12 protein-coding genes and 1 riboswitch are annotated in these 16,226 nt (G+C 53.3%); of the genes, 1 reads left to right on the top strand and 11 read right to left on the bottom strand.

The window, feature by feature from the left end; all coding sequences use genetic code 11:
• Window positions 1–106: 106 nt before the first annotated feature.
• From spoVT to H8B09_RS29205, 11 genes are all read right to left on the bottom strand, one after another.
• Window positions 107–649: a stage V sporulation protein T gene (gene spoVT / locus H8B09_RS29155; protein WP_191207095.1), complete on the bottom strand. Its 543-nt coding sequence runs from the start codon at window positions 647–649 to the stop codon at window positions 107–109.
• Window positions 650–940: 291 nt separating this feature from the next.
• The gene (gene cbiQ / locus H8B09_RS29160; RefSeq protein ID WP_191207096.1) at window positions 941–2,686 is read right to left on the bottom strand and encodes a cobalt ECF transporter T component CbiQ; all 1,746 of its coding nucleotides are present in this window, start codon (window positions 2,684–2,686) and stop codon (window positions 941–943) included.
• Window positions 2,643–2,999 carry a PDGLE domain-containing protein gene (locus tag H8B09_RS29165; RefSeq protein WP_191207097.1) on the bottom strand — a complete coding sequence of 119 codons (357 nt, stop codon included), beginning with the start codon at window positions 2,997–2,999 and terminating at the stop codon, window positions 2,643–2,645. The genes cbiQ and H8B09_RS29165 overlap by 44 nt, the downstream gene beginning before the upstream one ends.
• On the bottom strand, window positions 2,971–3,630 hold the full coding sequence (locus tag H8B09_RS29170) for an energy-coupling factor ABC transporter permease (protein ID WP_191207098.1): 660 nt from the start codon (window positions 3,628–3,630) through the stop codon (window positions 2,971–2,973). The genes H8B09_RS29165 and H8B09_RS29170 overlap by 29 nt, the downstream gene beginning before the upstream one ends.
• A 249-nt stretch (window positions 3,631–3,879) precedes the next feature.
• Window positions 3,880–4,704: an ABC transporter ATP-binding protein gene (locus H8B09_RS29175; protein ID WP_191207099.1), complete on the bottom strand. Its 825-nt coding sequence runs from the start codon at window positions 4,702–4,704 to the stop codon at window positions 3,880–3,882.
• 12 nt (window positions 4,705–4,716) lie between these two features.
• Complete coding sequence (gene atzF / locus H8B09_RS29180; protein ID WP_318152817.1) at window positions 4,717–6,552, bottom strand: allophanate hydrolase; 1,836 nt, start codon at window positions 6,550–6,552, stop codon at window positions 4,717–4,719.
• Window positions 6,552–10,250 (bottom strand): urea carboxylase, encoded by a 3,699-nt coding sequence (gene uca / locus H8B09_RS29185; RefSeq protein WP_191207101.1) that lies wholly within the window; start codon window positions 10,248–10,250, stop codon window positions 6,552–6,554. The genes atzF and uca overlap by 1 nt, the downstream gene beginning before the upstream one ends.
• A gap of 121 nt (window positions 10,251–10,371) precedes the next feature.
• Complete coding sequence (locus H8B09_RS29190; protein WP_191207137.1) at window positions 10,372–11,016, bottom strand: urea amidolyase associated protein UAAP2; 645 nt, start codon at window positions 11,014–11,016, stop codon at window positions 10,372–10,374.
• Between the two features lie 53 nt (window positions 11,017–11,069).
• Window positions 11,070–11,795 carry an urea amidolyase associated protein UAAP1 gene (locus H8B09_RS29195; protein WP_191207102.1) on the bottom strand — a complete coding sequence of 242 codons (726 nt, stop codon included), beginning with the start codon at window positions 11,793–11,795 and terminating at the stop codon, window positions 11,070–11,072.
• A 31-nt stretch (window positions 11,796–11,826) separates the two neighbouring features.
• A complete protein-coding gene (locus H8B09_RS29200) occupies window positions 11,827–12,729 on the bottom strand; it encodes an ABC transporter permease (protein WP_318152818.1) in 903 nt (300 codons plus the stop codon).
• A gap of 15 nt (window positions 12,730–12,744) precedes the next feature.
• Window positions 12,745–13,752: an ABC transporter substrate-binding protein gene (locus H8B09_RS29205; protein ID WP_318152819.1), complete on the bottom strand. Its 1,008-nt coding sequence runs from the start codon at window positions 13,750–13,752 to the stop codon at window positions 12,745–12,747.
• Window positions 13,753–13,807: 55 nt separating this feature from the next.
• Window positions 13,808–13,971, bottom strand: a riboswitch (guanidine-I (ykkC/yxkD leader).
• A 661-nt stretch (window positions 13,972–14,632) separates the two neighbouring features.
• On the opposite strand from H8B09_RS29205, the gene H8B09_RS29210 reads away from it, so the two are divergent.
• Window positions 14,633–16,027, top strand: coding sequence for an ABC transporter substrate-binding protein (locus H8B09_RS29210; RefSeq protein ID WP_224754123.1), 1,395 nt, complete (start codon window positions 14,633–14,635; stop codon window positions 16,025–16,027).
• Window positions 16,028–16,226 lie beyond the last annotated feature (199 nt).

Raw genomic sequence — 16,226 nt, forward strand, 5'->3', positions numbered from 1 at the left:
ATTGAGCTATCCTGTTCGCACAACAAACAGCCTTCTCCGTGGACCGGGTCTTTGACCCGGCAGGGGAAGGCTGTATATGTGTAAGAGTTATCTTCGAATGGCCTTTCTATTGCTCCATCTGCTTGGCGAGGAAGCCAGCAGCGGTCTCTGCCATCTTTTGTTCCATTTGCGACATCTTGACGCCTTCTTCCTTGGAGAGCAGGACAACTGTTCCGATCGGATCGCCGCCAGCAATAATCGGAGCAGCGACGTAAGAAGCGAACGTCTCATTCACGTCCTTGATCAGCTCGATGTTGCCGCTTGATGTCTCAAGAACCGTCTTGCGGTTTTCCATACAATTTTCCAGCACGGATCCGACTGACTTGTCCAGAAAGTCCTTCTTGGATGCGCCAGCGACAGCGATCACCGTATCCCGGTCTGAGATAAGCGTCACATGCCCAGTGCTTTCGGACAACGATTCTGCATACTCCTTCGCAAAATCGCCCAGCTCACCAATCGGGGAATACTTCTTCAAGATGACCTCGCCATCGCGGTCCACGAAAATTTCGAGCGGATCGCCTTCGCGGATGCGAAGCGTCCTCCGTATTTCTTTCGGGATTACTACACGGCCCAGATCGTCGATGCGACGCACAATACCAGTTGCTTTCATGTCTTGTTGCCCCACTTTCCCTGAAGATTTTAAGTCCACTGGTTACCTGCCGCTGGTAATCGCATTGTGAAGCGTGTCCTGATGACAAATGTATAAGCGTGAGAAAACCGCCGCTTGTCCGTCCGCTTATATCGAAGAAGGGATGCTTGGAACTCGACCATAGTATTCATCCCCTCCCATATTCTTATTCGTCGCCTTATCGGCGACAAAAAAGGCAAGGTGTTCGCCGTTTGGCAGCATTTATTCGGCCGTTCATCTGGCTGGGAATACATCGCTGCATTGGGCTCGCTGTTATCCTTCCCGCTGGCGTGTTTCTCCATCCATCCGATTAGCAGAACGTAATTTGAGCGCTTCGCCGCCTCGCATGACCAACTGCCAGATCGCCTGTGCAGCATCCTGCACCGTTCTTGGCTGAACATGCCCTTGATCCTTCAGCAACCGGAATGGCCGCACCAACCTTGGCAAATGCAGATCTGCGCCCGACAACAGCTCCGCATCGAACAACAGCTCCGGCGTGCCGGAAGCGAGCAGCTGGCCTTCCTTCATCATAAGAACATCGGTAGCCCATTCCGCTGCAAAATCAACATCATGTGTCGCAACCATGACGGTTAGCCCTTCTTCGTGCATTTTCTCCAATAGCTGCTGTAGTTGATCGCGGCTCTTAGGATCGAGGAAAGCCATCGGCTCATCAAGAACGATGACGTCCGGTTTCATGGCAAGGACGCCCGCAATCGCAACCCGTCGCTTCTGACCATAGCTCAGCTCGAAAGGAGAACGGCTGTCGAAGCCGTCTAGTCCAACAGCATGAAGCGCCTCGGTGACCCTTTGCTGTATCGTAAGCTCATCCAACCCAAGATTGCGTGGTCCGAAGGCGACATCCTCGCCAACGGTCGGCGAGAAAATCTGGTCGTCCGGATCCTGATACACGACGCCCACTCGTGTTCTTAATAGATGTGCATTGCCGCTTGATATCCGTTTGCCGAATATCGCAACCTCACCTGCGGAGGGCTGTTCCAACCCATTGAGCAATGCAATCAATGTCGATTTGCCCGCTCCATTGGGTCCCATCAGCGCCACTTTCGCCCCTTGCCCGATACTGAAAGACAGGCCATTAAGCGCCTGTCGGTTCCCATAATGAAAGGTCACTTCCCGTACCTCGATCGCTGACGTCATGGCTTCGCCCTCCTTTAATAGATGTAACGGATTTGTTGAATTTATTGGATTCGATGGGTTCGATGGGTTCGATGGATCCGCATCGATCGTTCCCGAACGACAACGTGAACGTAAATGACTGCCGTTCCCCATACTTCCGCCGAAACCGCCGCGCGCGGCAATAGATTGATAAATACGTCCGCTCCGGCTGTAGGCCCGAACGAACAGAACGCCAAGCAGTTCGCCTAATCTGTGCCAAGTCCGCCGTTTGAAACGCCAGTCTCTAATTTGAAGGCCGCGTGCGCGCTGCGCATGGAGCATTCCTCTCGCTTCCTCTCTAAGCAATCCCGTATACCGCAGCATGAGGACGGTCATCTCGAGCAGCACGGCAGGCATGCCAATGGCTCGTAGGCTTGCGATAAGCTGATACACCGGTGTCGAGAGGATCAGGTACGTTAAGAGCAGATTCGCACATATTATTTTTAGCAAAAGAACAAGAGCATGACGTGCTCCCTCTTCCGTCGCTGTCCAACCGCCTACATGAAGCAGCGCAGTGCCGCCATCAGGATGCTGAAACGGAACTAGAACAATCGTACCCAGCGCGAACGGAATAATGAGCAGCATGCGGGAGACAATCGATCGGAGCGGCTGTCCGAACCACAGCAGCCACAATAATAAACATCCTGCCGCTCCACTAAGAACGGCAGGATGTCTGAACAGCATCAAGGCTGCTATTAAACCAAGCACCGACAGAACGCGTCTACGTGACTGCCGATATGGGTGTTGATGCGATACAGCGTCAGCTAGCGCTGAATAATTAGCGGTCGTCGTTTCTTTTGGATTAGATGCGATCGATTCCTTCAAGTCCATCTGTTCGCTGCTCATTCCGATCCCCTCCGCTTCTCGTTAACGAACGAGTTAAACCAAATAACACAGCAGCCATAATCATAATGCCGATAGCTCCCGCCAATCCGATGCTGACAGCCGCCCAAGGAATGCCTGCGACCTCGTAATCCGGTATGGCAGCCAATTCATTGACCGCCGTTTCTTGATGAAGGAAACCGTGGTCCTCCGCTACTCGCTCCAATCCATCCGGATGCGAGGAAGCCCAAGGCGACAGCAAGCAGGCAATCGCAATCGTGATCAGCGCTAGGATGATCCAGCGTTTTCTATGCTCGGTTACGCGATAGGCGTTCATTCTTGAAGCCCCCTCCTGTCATCACTGCATTCCGTTCCATCAAATAACCGGTTACCAGCATCGTAATCATGCCTTCTCCAATTCCGATCAACATGTGCCAGCCAACCATTGCCGTCAGTGCCGTTGCTAAGTTGAAGGTGCCGGAAGCAGCAAGCAGTACCGCAACCCCTGCCGATGCCGCTACAATGGATAGCCAAGCTGACATCCAAGCGACGATTGCTCTTCCTTTGCCTCTGAATAGTTTCATACCTAACATATAACTGCCATATCCTACAAAACAGCCGATGAAGCCGGTACAGAGTACATTGGCACCAAGCGCTGTGATGCCTCCGTCCTGATACACGACCGCCTGCACGAGCAATACAGCCGTCATGACAAGCGCACCGATCCATGGACCGAACAGAATGGATACCATCGTTCCGCCAAGAAAATGCCCGGAGGTGGCACCGGCAATAGGAAAGTTAATCATCTGAGCAGCGAATACGAATGCGCCAACAAGCGCAATTAGCGGTACCCGCTTCGGTTCCAGCGCTAGCTTCGCCTGGCGAAGGCTGTACGCAACTGCGCCTGCTCCTGCCGCGGTTGTCGTGATCCAGGTCTTCGCATCGAGAAACCCATCTGGAATATGCATGCCTTTAATCCCTCAATTCTTATGTTAGATTATCTAACATCCTTGTTTTCCCATTATCAAGCATCCCCTTCTGTTCGTCAAGTAGTTTGAAAGGATCAATTTGGTTACGGTTGGCCACCTGCCCGCCACAAAATGTAGTCAAAACGAAGCAAGCACCAACCTCACCGCTGTCGATTAGCCATTAAAGCTAACCCCAGCAAGCAACGATTGGTGCATACGCTCATCATCTCAGATATGGGATCAAACGAATTAGTCATGCTTTAACAATTGAGCCAGCTCACGCTTCAACTGCAGAAACACTGGCAGCTCGCGCACATCTGCCGTCCGCTCCGAAGGGAGATCGATGCGGAACTCACGGATAATCCGCCCTGGGTGAGCACCCATCACAACAATGCGCTGCGACAAGAAAATCGCTTCATCGATATCGTGCGTGATGAACAAGACGGTTGTCTTCTCTTTCTCCCACACCTCGAGCAGCATCTCTTGCATCTCCACCTTCGTCTGCGCATCCAGCGCACCGAACGGTTCATCCATCAATAATACCTTTGGACGGTTCGCCAAAGCACGAGCAATCGCAACACGCTGCTTCATCCCGCCCGATAGCTGCTTCGGATAAGCGGAAGCGAACTTCTCCAGGCGAATAATGCGGAGCCAATGGTTGGAGATGCCCCGCCGCGCAAGCGTCGGAACACCCTTGAGCTTCAGGCCGTACTCGATGTTCTCCCGCACAGTCAGCCAAGGGAACAACGTATAGCCTTGAAACACCATGCCACGTTCCGCGCCAGGACCGATAATATCTTCCCCGTCTATTGTCAGCTCGCCGGAGGTCGCATCTTCAAGTCCAGCGACGATGCGCAGCAGCGTTGACTTGCCGCAGCCGGATGGACCAAGAATCGTGACGAACTCATTCTCGCCAATCGTCAGGTCGATATCCTTAAGCGCTTGGAATTGGCTCTTGCGCGATTCATACACCTTCTGCAGGTTCTGAATATCGATTCTTCCGCGCTCCGCGCCCGTGCTCCCTTGTTCTCGCGACTCATTCACTGCCGTCACTGCTTCGCTCGCACTTTGCATCCGAACCCCTCCTTAAGATGTAACGCCGCTCCGTTCGTTCCGATAAGCCCGCCATCCGCCCGATGACGTGATGTCCACTGCTGCGAGCTCGGCATACCCTTCGCATATAAAACCCGAAACTTCTGTCCCATCCAATAGCTCTACCTTGCCGATGCCTAGCGGTGCCGGGATAGCTGCAGTGAATTCCCCTAATGCTGCAACAGGCATCTCCCATACCTCCAGCGCAATCGATGCGCCTCCCTCAGGCAGCTTAATCAAACCCGGCTTCGTCGGTGTCGTTGGGAGCTCCATAAGCTTATATCGCGCTGCTGTAAACGTTTCTTCTATAAATTGCGCTCCGCACGCCTGCATCTGCTTCTCCAGCGGGAACCCGCGCATATGAAGTCCGCATAAAGCAACCCGTATCTTCGCAGATGATTTCTTTGTAATAATGGTCTCGGATTTCGGATTTGCATTCTTGGTCCCGGAGACTCTCGCCTTATCATCCAAGTCCGATCCTTCGCACTCGAACGCCAGCCGTTCCGCTACTTCGCGAATAAGACCTTCCTGCTCCGCCGCGCTGAACAACGTAATGCCAAATGGCAGATCATCGGCCGCCAATCCTGCCGGTATTGCAATTGCACACAAATCAAGCAAGTTGCAATGATTCGTGTAACGGCCCATATCGCGATTGCTTGCGATCGGATTCTCCCTCACCTGCTCGCGTGTCCACGTCCCGCCTGCGGTTGGAAGCATGAGTACAGCGCTTCGCAATAACTCCTGCGCCTCCCGTTTGTACCTTTGCAGCTTGTGCATCGCCCCGAATAATGAAGCAGCCGAATACTGATCGGCTCCCGACCGTACGATCTGTTCCGTCACGGGAAGCGTCGAGCCCGGATTCGCCTCAATGAAGTGTTGCAACCCCGCCCAACGCTCCGCAACCCACGGCCCTTCATACAGTAGCGCCGCAGCAGCAGCGAACACACCTGTATCCACGTATTCCACTGGAATCCCGATCAACTTCAGCTGGTGAACAACTCGCACCCATGCCGCTTCGTATTCGGCGGCGAACGGGCCATAGAACGACGGCGTCTCGATCGGCAGCAGCAGTCGGGTTGGCGCAGCCGCCTCTGGCAATGGGAGATGGCGTGACCACGCATCTTCCGCATGGTATCCGCGCGCCACAGCGTCAACGGTGTAGACATCTGCCAAATTAGCCGCAAACACCGTTACGCAGTCCAGACTTTCGCAGGCAGGGACAACGCCTTTCACCGGCCAAGCGCCAAGGCTCGGCTTATAACCGACTAGATCATTCAGCGCTGCAGGCACACGGCCAGAGCCAGCCGTGTCCGTGCCAAGCGAGAATGCGGCTTGGCCGCGTGCGACCGCAACCGCCGAGCCGGAGCTTGAGCCGCCGCTGATCAGCTCCGGCCGAAGCGCGTTATGCGTCTCGCCGTAAGGACTGCGCGTGCCAACGAGACCGGTGGCGAACTGGTCGAGGTTTGTTTTGCCGACAGGTATCGCTCCTGCCGCAAGCAACCGTTCGACTACTACCGCATGATCATCCGGCGTATAGGCAAATTCCGGACACGCCGCCGTCGAGGGCACGTTCGCAAGATCGATATTGTCCTTAATTGCGAACGGAACGCCCCACAATGGAGATTCAGAAGGATCAAGCTTCTGGAGCCTTTCGAGATAAGGGCGGATAAGTTCCATTGATGGCGGCGTAATCCAAATGTTCATATTCGCGTCCGCTTCAGAACGACGGATGATCTCTGCAACGACATCCTCCGGTGTTAAAGCTCCGTTCCGATACTGCTCCTGCAGCCACCTAATCGTCAGCTGTTCGGGAATGATGGTCTTCGTCACTAGACTGACACCTCCGCTGCAGAAGGCTGCAGGGCAACGATCAACTGCCCCGCCTGCACCGCATCGCCTGGCTTTACATAGTGCGTATTTACGATAAACCCGTCGCATGGCGCCTGCTGGGAAAACTCCATTTTCATACTCTCTACGATGAGAAGCGCATCACCCTTGTTCACTCGTTGACCCGGCTCGACGAGCACTTTCCATACACTGCCCGGCATGTTGCAGCGTACCGCTTCCGTACCCTCCGGCAGCTCTTCTTCTACAGAGGAGTGCTGCGCATCCGGTTCCAACACATATTCGGCAAGGCCGAGCTCGTGCCAGCGATTTCGCTCCGCTTGGAATGCAGCTTGCTGCGAGATACGGAACGCGTTCGCGCTGTCTGTAATAGAATCAAGGAATTGCAAATAGCTGCCGAGATCGAAAGTTGTCTCTGTAATCGACACCTCATAACGACCGCGCGGGAAGTCTTCCCTTAATTGCAGCAGCTCATCAGCGGTGACCGGATAGAATTGAATCTGATCGAAAAACCGGAGCAGCCATGGTTTGTTGTGCTTGAAGCTGTCGGTTGCGCTGCGGAGTCGATTCCACATCTGAATCGTTCGCCCAACGAACTGATAGCCGCCCGGACCTTCCATGCCGTATACGCACATATATGCGCCGCCGATGCCAACTGCATTCTCCGGCGTCCATGTACGTGCCGGATTATACTTCGTCGTGACTAGCCGATGGCGAGGATCGATTGGTGTTGCAACGGGAGCGCCAAGATAGACGTCGCCAAGTCCCATAACCAGATAGCTTGCTTCATAGACTATGCGCTTCACGTCTTCGATCGAATCAAGACCATTCACGCGGCGAATGAACTCCAGATTGCTCGGGCACCAAGGCGCATCCGGACGGACGCCTTGCTGATAACGTTCAATGGCGAGCTGCGTCGCCGGATCATCCCACGAGAGCGGCAGCTTAATAATCCGGGAAGGTACTTGAATCGATTCAAGAGGCGGCAGTTGACGGTCGAGCTCTAGCAGCCGTGTACAAGTTTCCTGCATCGTCATGATGTCGCGGTCGATATGAACTTGCAGCGAGCGTATGCCCGGCGTTAGGTCAACAACCGGAATTTCGCCATCGTCCACAATCGCCTGCATCAGTGCATGGACTTGGAAGCGCAGCTTCAGATCAAGCTCCATCGGTCCATACTCAACAAGCAGGTTCTCGTCGCCGCTGCAGCGAATCGTGATGGGGAATGGACGGTTCTCAACCTCCTGCGCCAAGATCGGATACTGCGGATCGAATGGCCGCTCCGCCGGCAATTTCATTGCCCGGGCAATAACAGCGGCCGTATCTGCTTGCAGCTGCGACTCGCCCAGCGCGTCATCGCCAATCGCGTTCAACCATACGTTCTGCGCTTCGCGCAGCCCATCTGCTTCCTCCAGCGTCAGCAGACGGAAACGAACTTTATCGCCAGGACGAAGCTGACCCAGCTTCCAGAACTCAGCCGAAGCCGTCGTTACCGGGCAGACGAAGCCACCAAGGCTAGGACCGTCTGGGCCGAGCAGAATCGGCATGTCGCCCGTCAGATCAAGCGTACCAACAGCGTAAGCATTATCGTGAATGTTCGACGGGTGAAGCCCCGCTTCTCCACCATCTTCACGCGCCCACAGCGGAGCAGGCCCGATCAGCCGCACGCCCGTTCGCGAGCTGTTGAAATGCACTTCATAGCTTGTTGCCGCAAGCTCGGCAAGGAAGACAGGCTTCAAATATTCCTGCGTGCTGTGCGGACCTGGAATCACTCCGATCGTCCACTCTCGCGTCAGCGCAGGACGATCTGCCGGAGGAAGCTCAGCCTGATATTCAGCCAGACTTGCCACTTGGTCGGTACCGTCCACTGCCGATTGCCGCTGAACGCCTAACACATCGCCCGTTCGCAGCGCGCGACCGCCATGACCGCCGAAGCCGCCAAGCGTGAATGTCGATGAACTGCCGAGAATACGCGGCATGTCGAGTCCGCCAGCTACGAGCAGATAAGTACGCAGCCCCATCTTCGCTTCGCCGAATCGGAGCACCTGACCACGCTGCGCCAGCACCGGCTTGTAGAGCGGCACCTCACACTGATCAAGCTTCGCATCCATATCCGCACCCGTGAGGCAGATCCAGATGTCGCTTCGGAACGTATAAGCACCGCCGCGCAGCGTCAGCTCAATGCCCGCTGCATCATCGGCATTGCCGAGCAATCGATTGCCGATGCGGAACGACAGCGGATCCATCGGCCCGCACGGCGGTACGCCAACATCCCAATGACCTCTGCGGCCCGGATAGTCCTGCACCGTCGACTGCACGCCGCCATCGAGCACTTCAATGGCATGCTCGGTCGGTTCGAAGCTGTTTAACAATCGCGTGTAGACGTCGCCTTCAACGACAGCCTGCTCCTGCAGCAGCGACTGCAAATACGACAGGTTCGTCGTAATGCCATACATTCGCGTCTCCGACAGCGCCTTGATCAGCTTCGCAATCGCGTCGGCGCGGTCGCGGCCGTGCACGATGATTTTGGCCAACATCGGATCGTACAGCGACGTTACAATAATGCCATCCCGCACCCATGTCTCATTGCGTGCATCCTCCGAGAATACGGCACGATCTAATTGACCAGCGCTTGGGCGGAAGCTGTGATGACAGTCCTCCGCATAAATGCGGGCTTGCATACTGTGTCCCTGCGGCGTCGGCACGTAGGATTCGAGCCCATGCAGCTCATCGGCCGCTTCCTTCACCATCCACTCAACCAGATCGACGCCAAGCACTTCCTCCGTCACGCCGTGCTCGACTTGAAGCCTTGTATTCACCTCGAGAAAATAAAACTCGCTCGTCGTCGGATCATATAGAAACTCGACCGTTCCCGCGCTTCGGTAACCAGCCTCCGCAGCAAGACTGCGCGCCGCCGCGAACATCCGCTCGCGCACCTCCTGCGCCAGCTTCGGCGCCGGACTCTCTTCAATCACCTTCTGGTTGCGGCGCTGGATGGAGCAGTCCCGTTCGCCGAGCGCTGCCACCTCGCCGAACCGATTGCCGAAGATTTGCACCTCGACGTGTCTCGCCTTGGCGATATATTTCTCTAGGAACACGCCGCCGTTCTTGAAGTTCGTCTCCGCAAGATGTCGGACAGATTCGAATGCATCGCGCAGCTCGCGTTCGTCGGCGCATACGCGCATACCGATACCGCCGCCGCCGGCCGTGCTCTTCAACATCACCGGATAACCGATGCCCGCAGCGGCGACTACCGCTTCGCCGAGCTCCGTAATGAGCGGCGTACCCGGAGCGAGCGGTACGCCCGCCTTCTCCGCAAGCTCGCGGGCGGAGTGCTTCAGGCCGAACATCTCCATCTGTTCGGGCGTCGGGCCGATGAACGCGATGCCGCGCTCGCGGCAGGCGCGGGCGAAGTCCGCATTTTCGCTCAGGAAGCCGTATCCCGGATGAATCGCCTGCGCACCCGTCTGCTCTGCTACTTGCAGAATAAGCTCCGCATTTAAGTAGCTGTCCTTCGCAGCGCCTTCCCCGATCAGCACCGCCTCATCAGCAAGATCGACGTGCAGACTGTCCTGATCGGCTTGCGTATAGACGGCTACGGAGGCGATGCCAAGCTTGCGCAGCGTGCGCTCAATGCGGACGGCGATGGCGCCGCGGTTGGCGATAAGTATTTTGTCGAACATTATGATCCTCTCCATCCCCCATGATTGCTTAACGTCTATCTATCAGCACGTGTTCACAAAGTTCGGTTGTCAGCACCGAGAATGATTCGATGCCGACTTTGCTTCTTGTACTGCTTCGTGATCACAAGCGAACTTCGTTCCAGATCAGGACGCGCACTGGCGTCGGGTTATACGCATTGCACGGATTGTTCAGCTGCGGACAGTTGCTAATGAGCACCATCGTGCGAGCAATCGCCTGCATCTCCACATAAGCGCCCGGCGACGAGATGCCGTCTGCGAAAGTCAGACCGCCATCCTCCGAAACCGGCACATTCATGAAGAAGTTAACGTTAGGTGCCAGATCACGTTTTGTATACCGCTCATCACCCTGCTTCGCCAATTGGAGCATGAAGGTGTCGCGGCAGTTGTGCATATGCAGCTTTTCATGTGCATATCGCACTGTATTGCTCTGCGCCGAGCAGCTTCCGCCGACCGTATCGTGACGGCCGCATGTGTCGGCAACAATCTCGACGAGCGGCTTGCCCGATTCCGCCCGGAGCACCGAACCTGTCGTTAAGTAAATATTTCCTTGCGCCGCAATCGTCGTGACTGCACTGTAGTGATCCTCCGGATTGTCTGCATCGTAGAACAGTGTATCCGCAGCCTGATTTCCTTCCATATCGACAATGCGCAGCACCTGTCCTGGTTCCAGCACATGCATCCAGCCATCTCCCGCCGGAATCACCTCGTTCACTATCGCTTCCGATTGTTCGCGCGGTAATACCATCTCTTCTCTCACGATTGACACAAGCAATCCCTCCCCGTTCGATTGTTTATATCTCACACGCCCAGCAGCGTGTAATATTCCTTGGTATTCTCGAATGCACGGCGGTTCTCGCCCCTGAAGTTCAGACAGTAATCCGCGTCATCAGCCGGCACCGCTTGCAACACCTCAATCTTGACCGGAACCGATGGGTATTCCGCTCGCGGGTCCAGCGGGTTCGGCGTGTTCGATAGAATGAGCAGCGTATCCATCTCCGTTCGCAGCGTCACCGTCGCGCCTGCCGGACAATGATCGACGTCATAGCGCATCGCACCCGAAGCATCCACTGCCACTTTGGAGAACAAATTAACGACCGGCATCATATCTCTTGGTCTTAGTCCATTCCGAACGAGCTCGACCGCGAAGTTCTCCTGACCGCTGCGCAGCCATTCGTTGCGCTCCGCCTGATAATTCGTCGTTCCGTACTTCGTATCAGTCGCTTCGCGATAAGAATAGCCGCTGATCGGATCATGCCAACCGAGACTGTCTTCTACGAAGCTTGCCAATACGCGTCCGTTGTCGCTCATCAGCACATTGCCTCGCGTATAGCGAGCCGTATACTGCGCCTTCAGCGAATCCGGCATGTTGTAGCGTTCCGTCAGATCGTTTGCATGGTACAGCTGAATCGCCACATTCGCACCGGCCTCCAGCGCCGTGAATCGGATGAGCTTGCCGCGCCCGATCGTGCCCGACCATTTGCCGCCAGGACGTATCGTCGGGCTCCATATTGCATTGCTTTCCATATCGATTGCCTCCTTATCGAATCGGTTATTTTTACACCCATGGGAAGAAACGTTTGTTCATTAGAGCGAATATTCTGTCACTTATGAGACCAAGCAATCCGATGACGATAATGCCAACGAAGATTTGATCCGTATTGAGATATCGTTGTGCTTTCATAATGGCGTAACCTAAACCGCTGTTAACGGCGACGAGCTCTGCAACGACGAGATATGTCCATGCCCAACCAAGAATGAGGCGGAGCGTGTGCATCAGCTGCGGTTGAATCGCGGGGATAAGCACCGTTTCGATGACTTTCCAACGGCTTGCGCCAAGCGTGAACGACGCCTGCACGAGATCATGCGGCACGCGGCGCACATTGTCCGCAACCATAAGGACAAGCTGGAAGAAACAGCCGATGAAGATAAGCATCACTTTGGCCCATTCGCCAATGCCGACCCACACCATGATGAGCGGAATGAACGCTACAGCCGGCATATAACGAATGAACTCCATGGGCGGCTCGATGAATGCTTCACCGAATTTGAACGTACCCGCGAATATGCCGATCGGAATGCCGATTACACACGCCAGCAGGAACCCGCCCATGACGCGGAACACGCTAATGCCGATGTGATGCCAGTACTCGGAGGTGCCAAGCAGATGAATCATCTCGGTCAACACTTTATCCGGGGTGGGCAGGAAGATCGGATTGACCGCCTCCGTGTAGCTGAGTGCAGACCAGAGAAGAAGCAGCAGGAGGAACGATGAACCTGCCGTTATCCCGAACGATCTTGACCCGATATCCTTGAAAATCTGCATGCGATGCGGCTTGCGCCGCTTCGCCTTCAGCCCCGTCACAGCGGTCGTCGCCCCTGTCGGAGGCAGGTCTGTGAGCCCCGCCGATCTTAGCTGGGCTTGTTGCTGGGTGGCAGTAGAAGCAGTCGATCCACGCATCTTCCGTCGCCTCCTTTATTGTCCTGTTACAAACGACGAATCGAAGATTGCGTCGAAGTCTTTGATTGAGCTAATCATATCGAGCTCTTGCAGAAAATCAGCCGTTTTCTTCGCCGTGAACGCAAGCGACGAGTAATCCTCTTGTTTGCCGAATGCTTGCACATTCTCTTCCTTCGTGAACAGCTTGACGCTGTCGAGGCCAAGCTTAAATTCCTCCGGCGTCGTCTCCGCTTTCTCTGCGAGCAGTTTAATGGCTTCGTCCGGATGCGTTTTGAAATATTCCAACCCTTCGAACCAGGCGTCAACGATGTGCTGAACATCTTCCTTGCGGTTCTTCACGACACTGTCCCGAAACACGAGCAGGTCGGGAATAAGTCCCGGCGTATCTTTGGAAGAGAACAAAACTTTACCCTTACCTTCAGTGACCGCCTTCGTCTGGAACGGCTCCCACAACACCGACGCATCCGTTTTGCCCGTGATGAAGGCCGGACCCGCATCGTTAACTGTCATGTTCACAAAGTTAACATCACTTTCTTTCATCCCGCTCTGTTCGAGTGCGGTTAGGAGCAGCAGATGGTCGACCGTTCCGAGCTCAGTTGCCACTGTTTTGCCAGCCAAATCCTTCACGCTCTGAATGCCCGGTTTCGCCACAATTGCATCGCCGCCATTCGAGTTATCGTTCACTAATACAGCCTTGAGCCCAATTCCTTTGGATACTGGCGCGAGCGTGTCGCTAAGCGTCTGGGAGTTGGCATCTACTTTACCCGTTGCGAGCGCCTGCAGCGAATCGCTGTATACCGGGAACCACTTCAACTCCACGTTAACCCCATGCTTCTCGAACAGACCTTGCTGCTCGACGAGGTACCACATATACCAACCTGGCCAAGGGCTGAGCGCAATGGTAATCGGCTTTTCCGCACCGCCCGCCGCCGTTTCCTTCGAAGATCCGCCGCACCCCGTCAAAGCTGCCGACATCATAAGCACAAGCACCATAGCTAGCATCCAGCCGCGAAATTTCCTCACCGACTCCACTCCCTTTATCTGTTCCAAAGTATAAGAAAAAGCCCGGGAGACATGGATCTCCCAGGCTTTTGTCCTTCCGTGTATGCGCACCTTCTGCCCGCTTCTGCCGCGGCTGATTGGCCATCGCACGCCATCTCTCGGACCAGTCTTGACCACCCTCAACGCATACTTTTCAGTGTGCGATTAAGGGGGATCAACGGAACCCTAGACAGCTTTGTCGTTCTTCATCCTTGAAGCTCCCGGTGTAAAGGGGCTTGGCGAGAACCTTTATTTGGTTGTAAGATAACCTAACATCTACACTTAGTCTATTGGCAAATTCCGCTTGTGTCAACACTTATGTTAGATAATATAACACAATATATTTGACATAAAATTGAAAAAGTCGGTTTTTGAGCCGAAAAGTCAGACAAAATGTCGAATAAACGTTGTAAGTTCGTCGGGCTAACTGAGGGAGGAAAAGAGGGTGAAACCGGTCAAATGTGAGGTTTCATGCGATTTTGGTCCAAAATTAGGGAGGCATTGGACGGTCAAATACCCTCGGATAACGTCGGATGACATCGCCAGATAGGTTAGCTAATCACCCTTTCTCCCTCACCTGTCTAGTATGAGAAAAATTTCACAACCATCGAAACTATTTAATATCAATTATTTGCAAGGTATCTATTCGAGAATTTGTGGGGTTGATTCGAACGAATTAATCCTTTAGTATTCATCTACAATTAACAAAAATGACATTTTCATGTTGAATTGGAGAATTTGTAACGGACTAAAAACTTTTTTGATGTCACTAGGGACCACACAAAATTAAATTTAGGAATTTGTATAGATTGGAGTTGGTTTTAAAATGAACGATAATTCGTTTGACAGGAATCTATATCGGATGACAATGATAATAATTTTATTTTTACTTATACCTCTATCTGGGTGTACATCGGGCGGCAACGACTCCTCCTCTCAAGACTTCAATAATCTTGACGACAACTTGTTGAACGTTAACCAGAATAAGTTGTCAGCAGATAAGGTGGACATATGGTGGGATCAGTCTTCAGGCATCCCAGCGAGCAGCTTCGCGGATGTACATTTGGAGAAACAATTCAAGGATACTCATTTCAAGTTTACCGAGTTCCATACGCCGTTTATTTTTGCCTCTCCGTCTAAAAACGACCTATTTACGAAGCTTAATTCAGAAGTCAGCCCGGATCTTATCGTATTTAACAGTCGGTTTCTTCCCTTGTTAATAGAGATCGGGTACTTAGACCCTATCATCAATAACCGGGCAGACGATCTAAACATTCAGGAGTCAGCATTAGAACAAATCAATTCTGCCGCACCTGATCACCAGCTGTACGCACTTCCATTCGGACAGAATGTTGTGGGGTTATTTTATAACAAAGCAATATTCAATGAGATGAATGTACCTTATCCAACAGACGGCATGACTTGGGAGGACGTTATCGCCCTTGCCCAGCGTGTATCAAATCCCGAGAAATGGTCGGCACTCGATGCAGCAGATTTTGATCTAGTAGCTAGCCAACTTTCAATTCGTTTATATAATCCCGCAACGCAGCAGGTTGATTTGGAATCGGACGAGTGGGCAAGAATGGAGCAGTTCGCCAAAAGACTGAACGGACTTCAGAGTAAAGGAAAGAGCGCAGCAACATCCACAGACAGCAGCATGTACGCATTTTCCAATGGCAGAATAGCTATGGTTGCAGGCTCTCTGTATGATGACACTCAATTAATGCAAGGCTTTTATGATCAAGAAAGCAATATAATCTCCAACGGTGTGGAATGGGATGTCGTCAGCTATCCTGTATTCAATGACGATAAACTCCTGGCCCCAGCTGCCCAATCGCTGTATATTGGCGTACCGCGCGCAGGGAAGAATAAGGAGGACGCCTTTAAAATAATGAAACACCTGTTATCTAAGGAGGTTCAAGTGGACAACATGCGCAACGGGTTGGCAAGCCTTCTAGACGACTCCGCATCTTACGCGGATGAATTCGGTCAATCGTCGTCGCTGTTGTCGGGCAAGTCAACAGCCTCATTCTTTAAAAGGATGCAAGAAGGATCTTTCGATCCAAGTCTCGACGACTATTTCATCATGGGACATTGGATCAAAAGCGTCGTTAACTCTGAGACTTTCTTGGCTGATCAAACCTTGGAAAGGGCAAAGGGCCATCTCCGCAGCGATATTTCGGACTATATTGTAAAACGGTCTAAATTCATTGATCAAATAAAGACGAAGACAAATGAACAACATGAAATGGAATAGATCCATTTGCCATTAAATCAGCAAATCCAGGCGTTGTCCGTCTACAATGCAGCAAAGCCCGGTACGTATACACCGGGCTTACTTGAGAGCCTCCTCCTTTGCCGCGAAGGCAAATAAATGCGAGAAAATCTCTATGTTATTTCGAGGGACATAGAATACGGGACGACAACCATCTTTAGATTGAGTTTTGTACGAATAA

It is taken from the genome of Paenibacillus terricola (genome assembly GCF_014779765.1).
Taxonomy (GTDB): Bacteria; Bacillota; Bacilli; order Paenibacillales; family Paenibacillaceae; genus Paenibacillus_T; species Paenibacillus_T terricola.

Bases quoted from the DNA above. Each gene is read 5' to 3' on its own strand.
- H8B09_RS29165 (WP_191207097.1), bottom strand. From the start codon at position 2,999: ATGAACGCCTATCGCGTAACCGAGCATAGAAAACGCTGGATCATCCTA.
- H8B09_RS29195 (WP_191207102.1), bottom strand. From the start codon at position 11,795: ATGGAAAGCAATGCAATATGGAGCCCGACGATACGTCCTGGCGGCAAA.
- H8B09_RS29210 (WP_224754123.1), top strand. From the start codon at position 14,633: ATGACAATGATAATAATTTTATTTTTACTTATACCTCTATCTGGGTGT.
- uca (WP_191207101.1), bottom strand. From the start codon at position 10,250: ATGTTCGACAAAATACTTATCGCCAACCGCGGCGCCATCGCCGTCCGC.
- cbiQ (WP_191207096.1), bottom strand. From the start codon at position 2,686: ATGAGCAGCGAACAGATGGACTTGAAGGAATCGATCGCATCTAATCCA.
- spoVT (WP_191207095.1), bottom strand. From the start codon at position 649: ATGAAAGCAACTGGTATTGTGCGTCGCATCGACGATCTGGGCCGTGTA.
- H8B09_RS29200 (WP_318152818.1), bottom strand. From the start codon at position 12,729: ATGCGTGGATCGACTGCTTCTACTGCCACCCAGCAACAAGCCCAGCTA.
- H8B09_RS29175 (WP_191207099.1), bottom strand. From the start codon at position 4,704: ATGCAAAGTGCGAGCGAAGCAGTGACGGCAGTGAATGAGTCGCGAGAA.
- H8B09_RS29190 (WP_191207137.1), bottom strand. From the start codon at position 11,016: ATGGTATTACCGCGCGAACAATCGGAAGCGATAGTGAACGAGGTGATT.
- H8B09_RS29170 (WP_191207098.1), bottom strand. From the start codon at position 3,630: ATGCATATTCCAGATGGGTTTCTCGATGCGAAGACCTGGATCACGACA.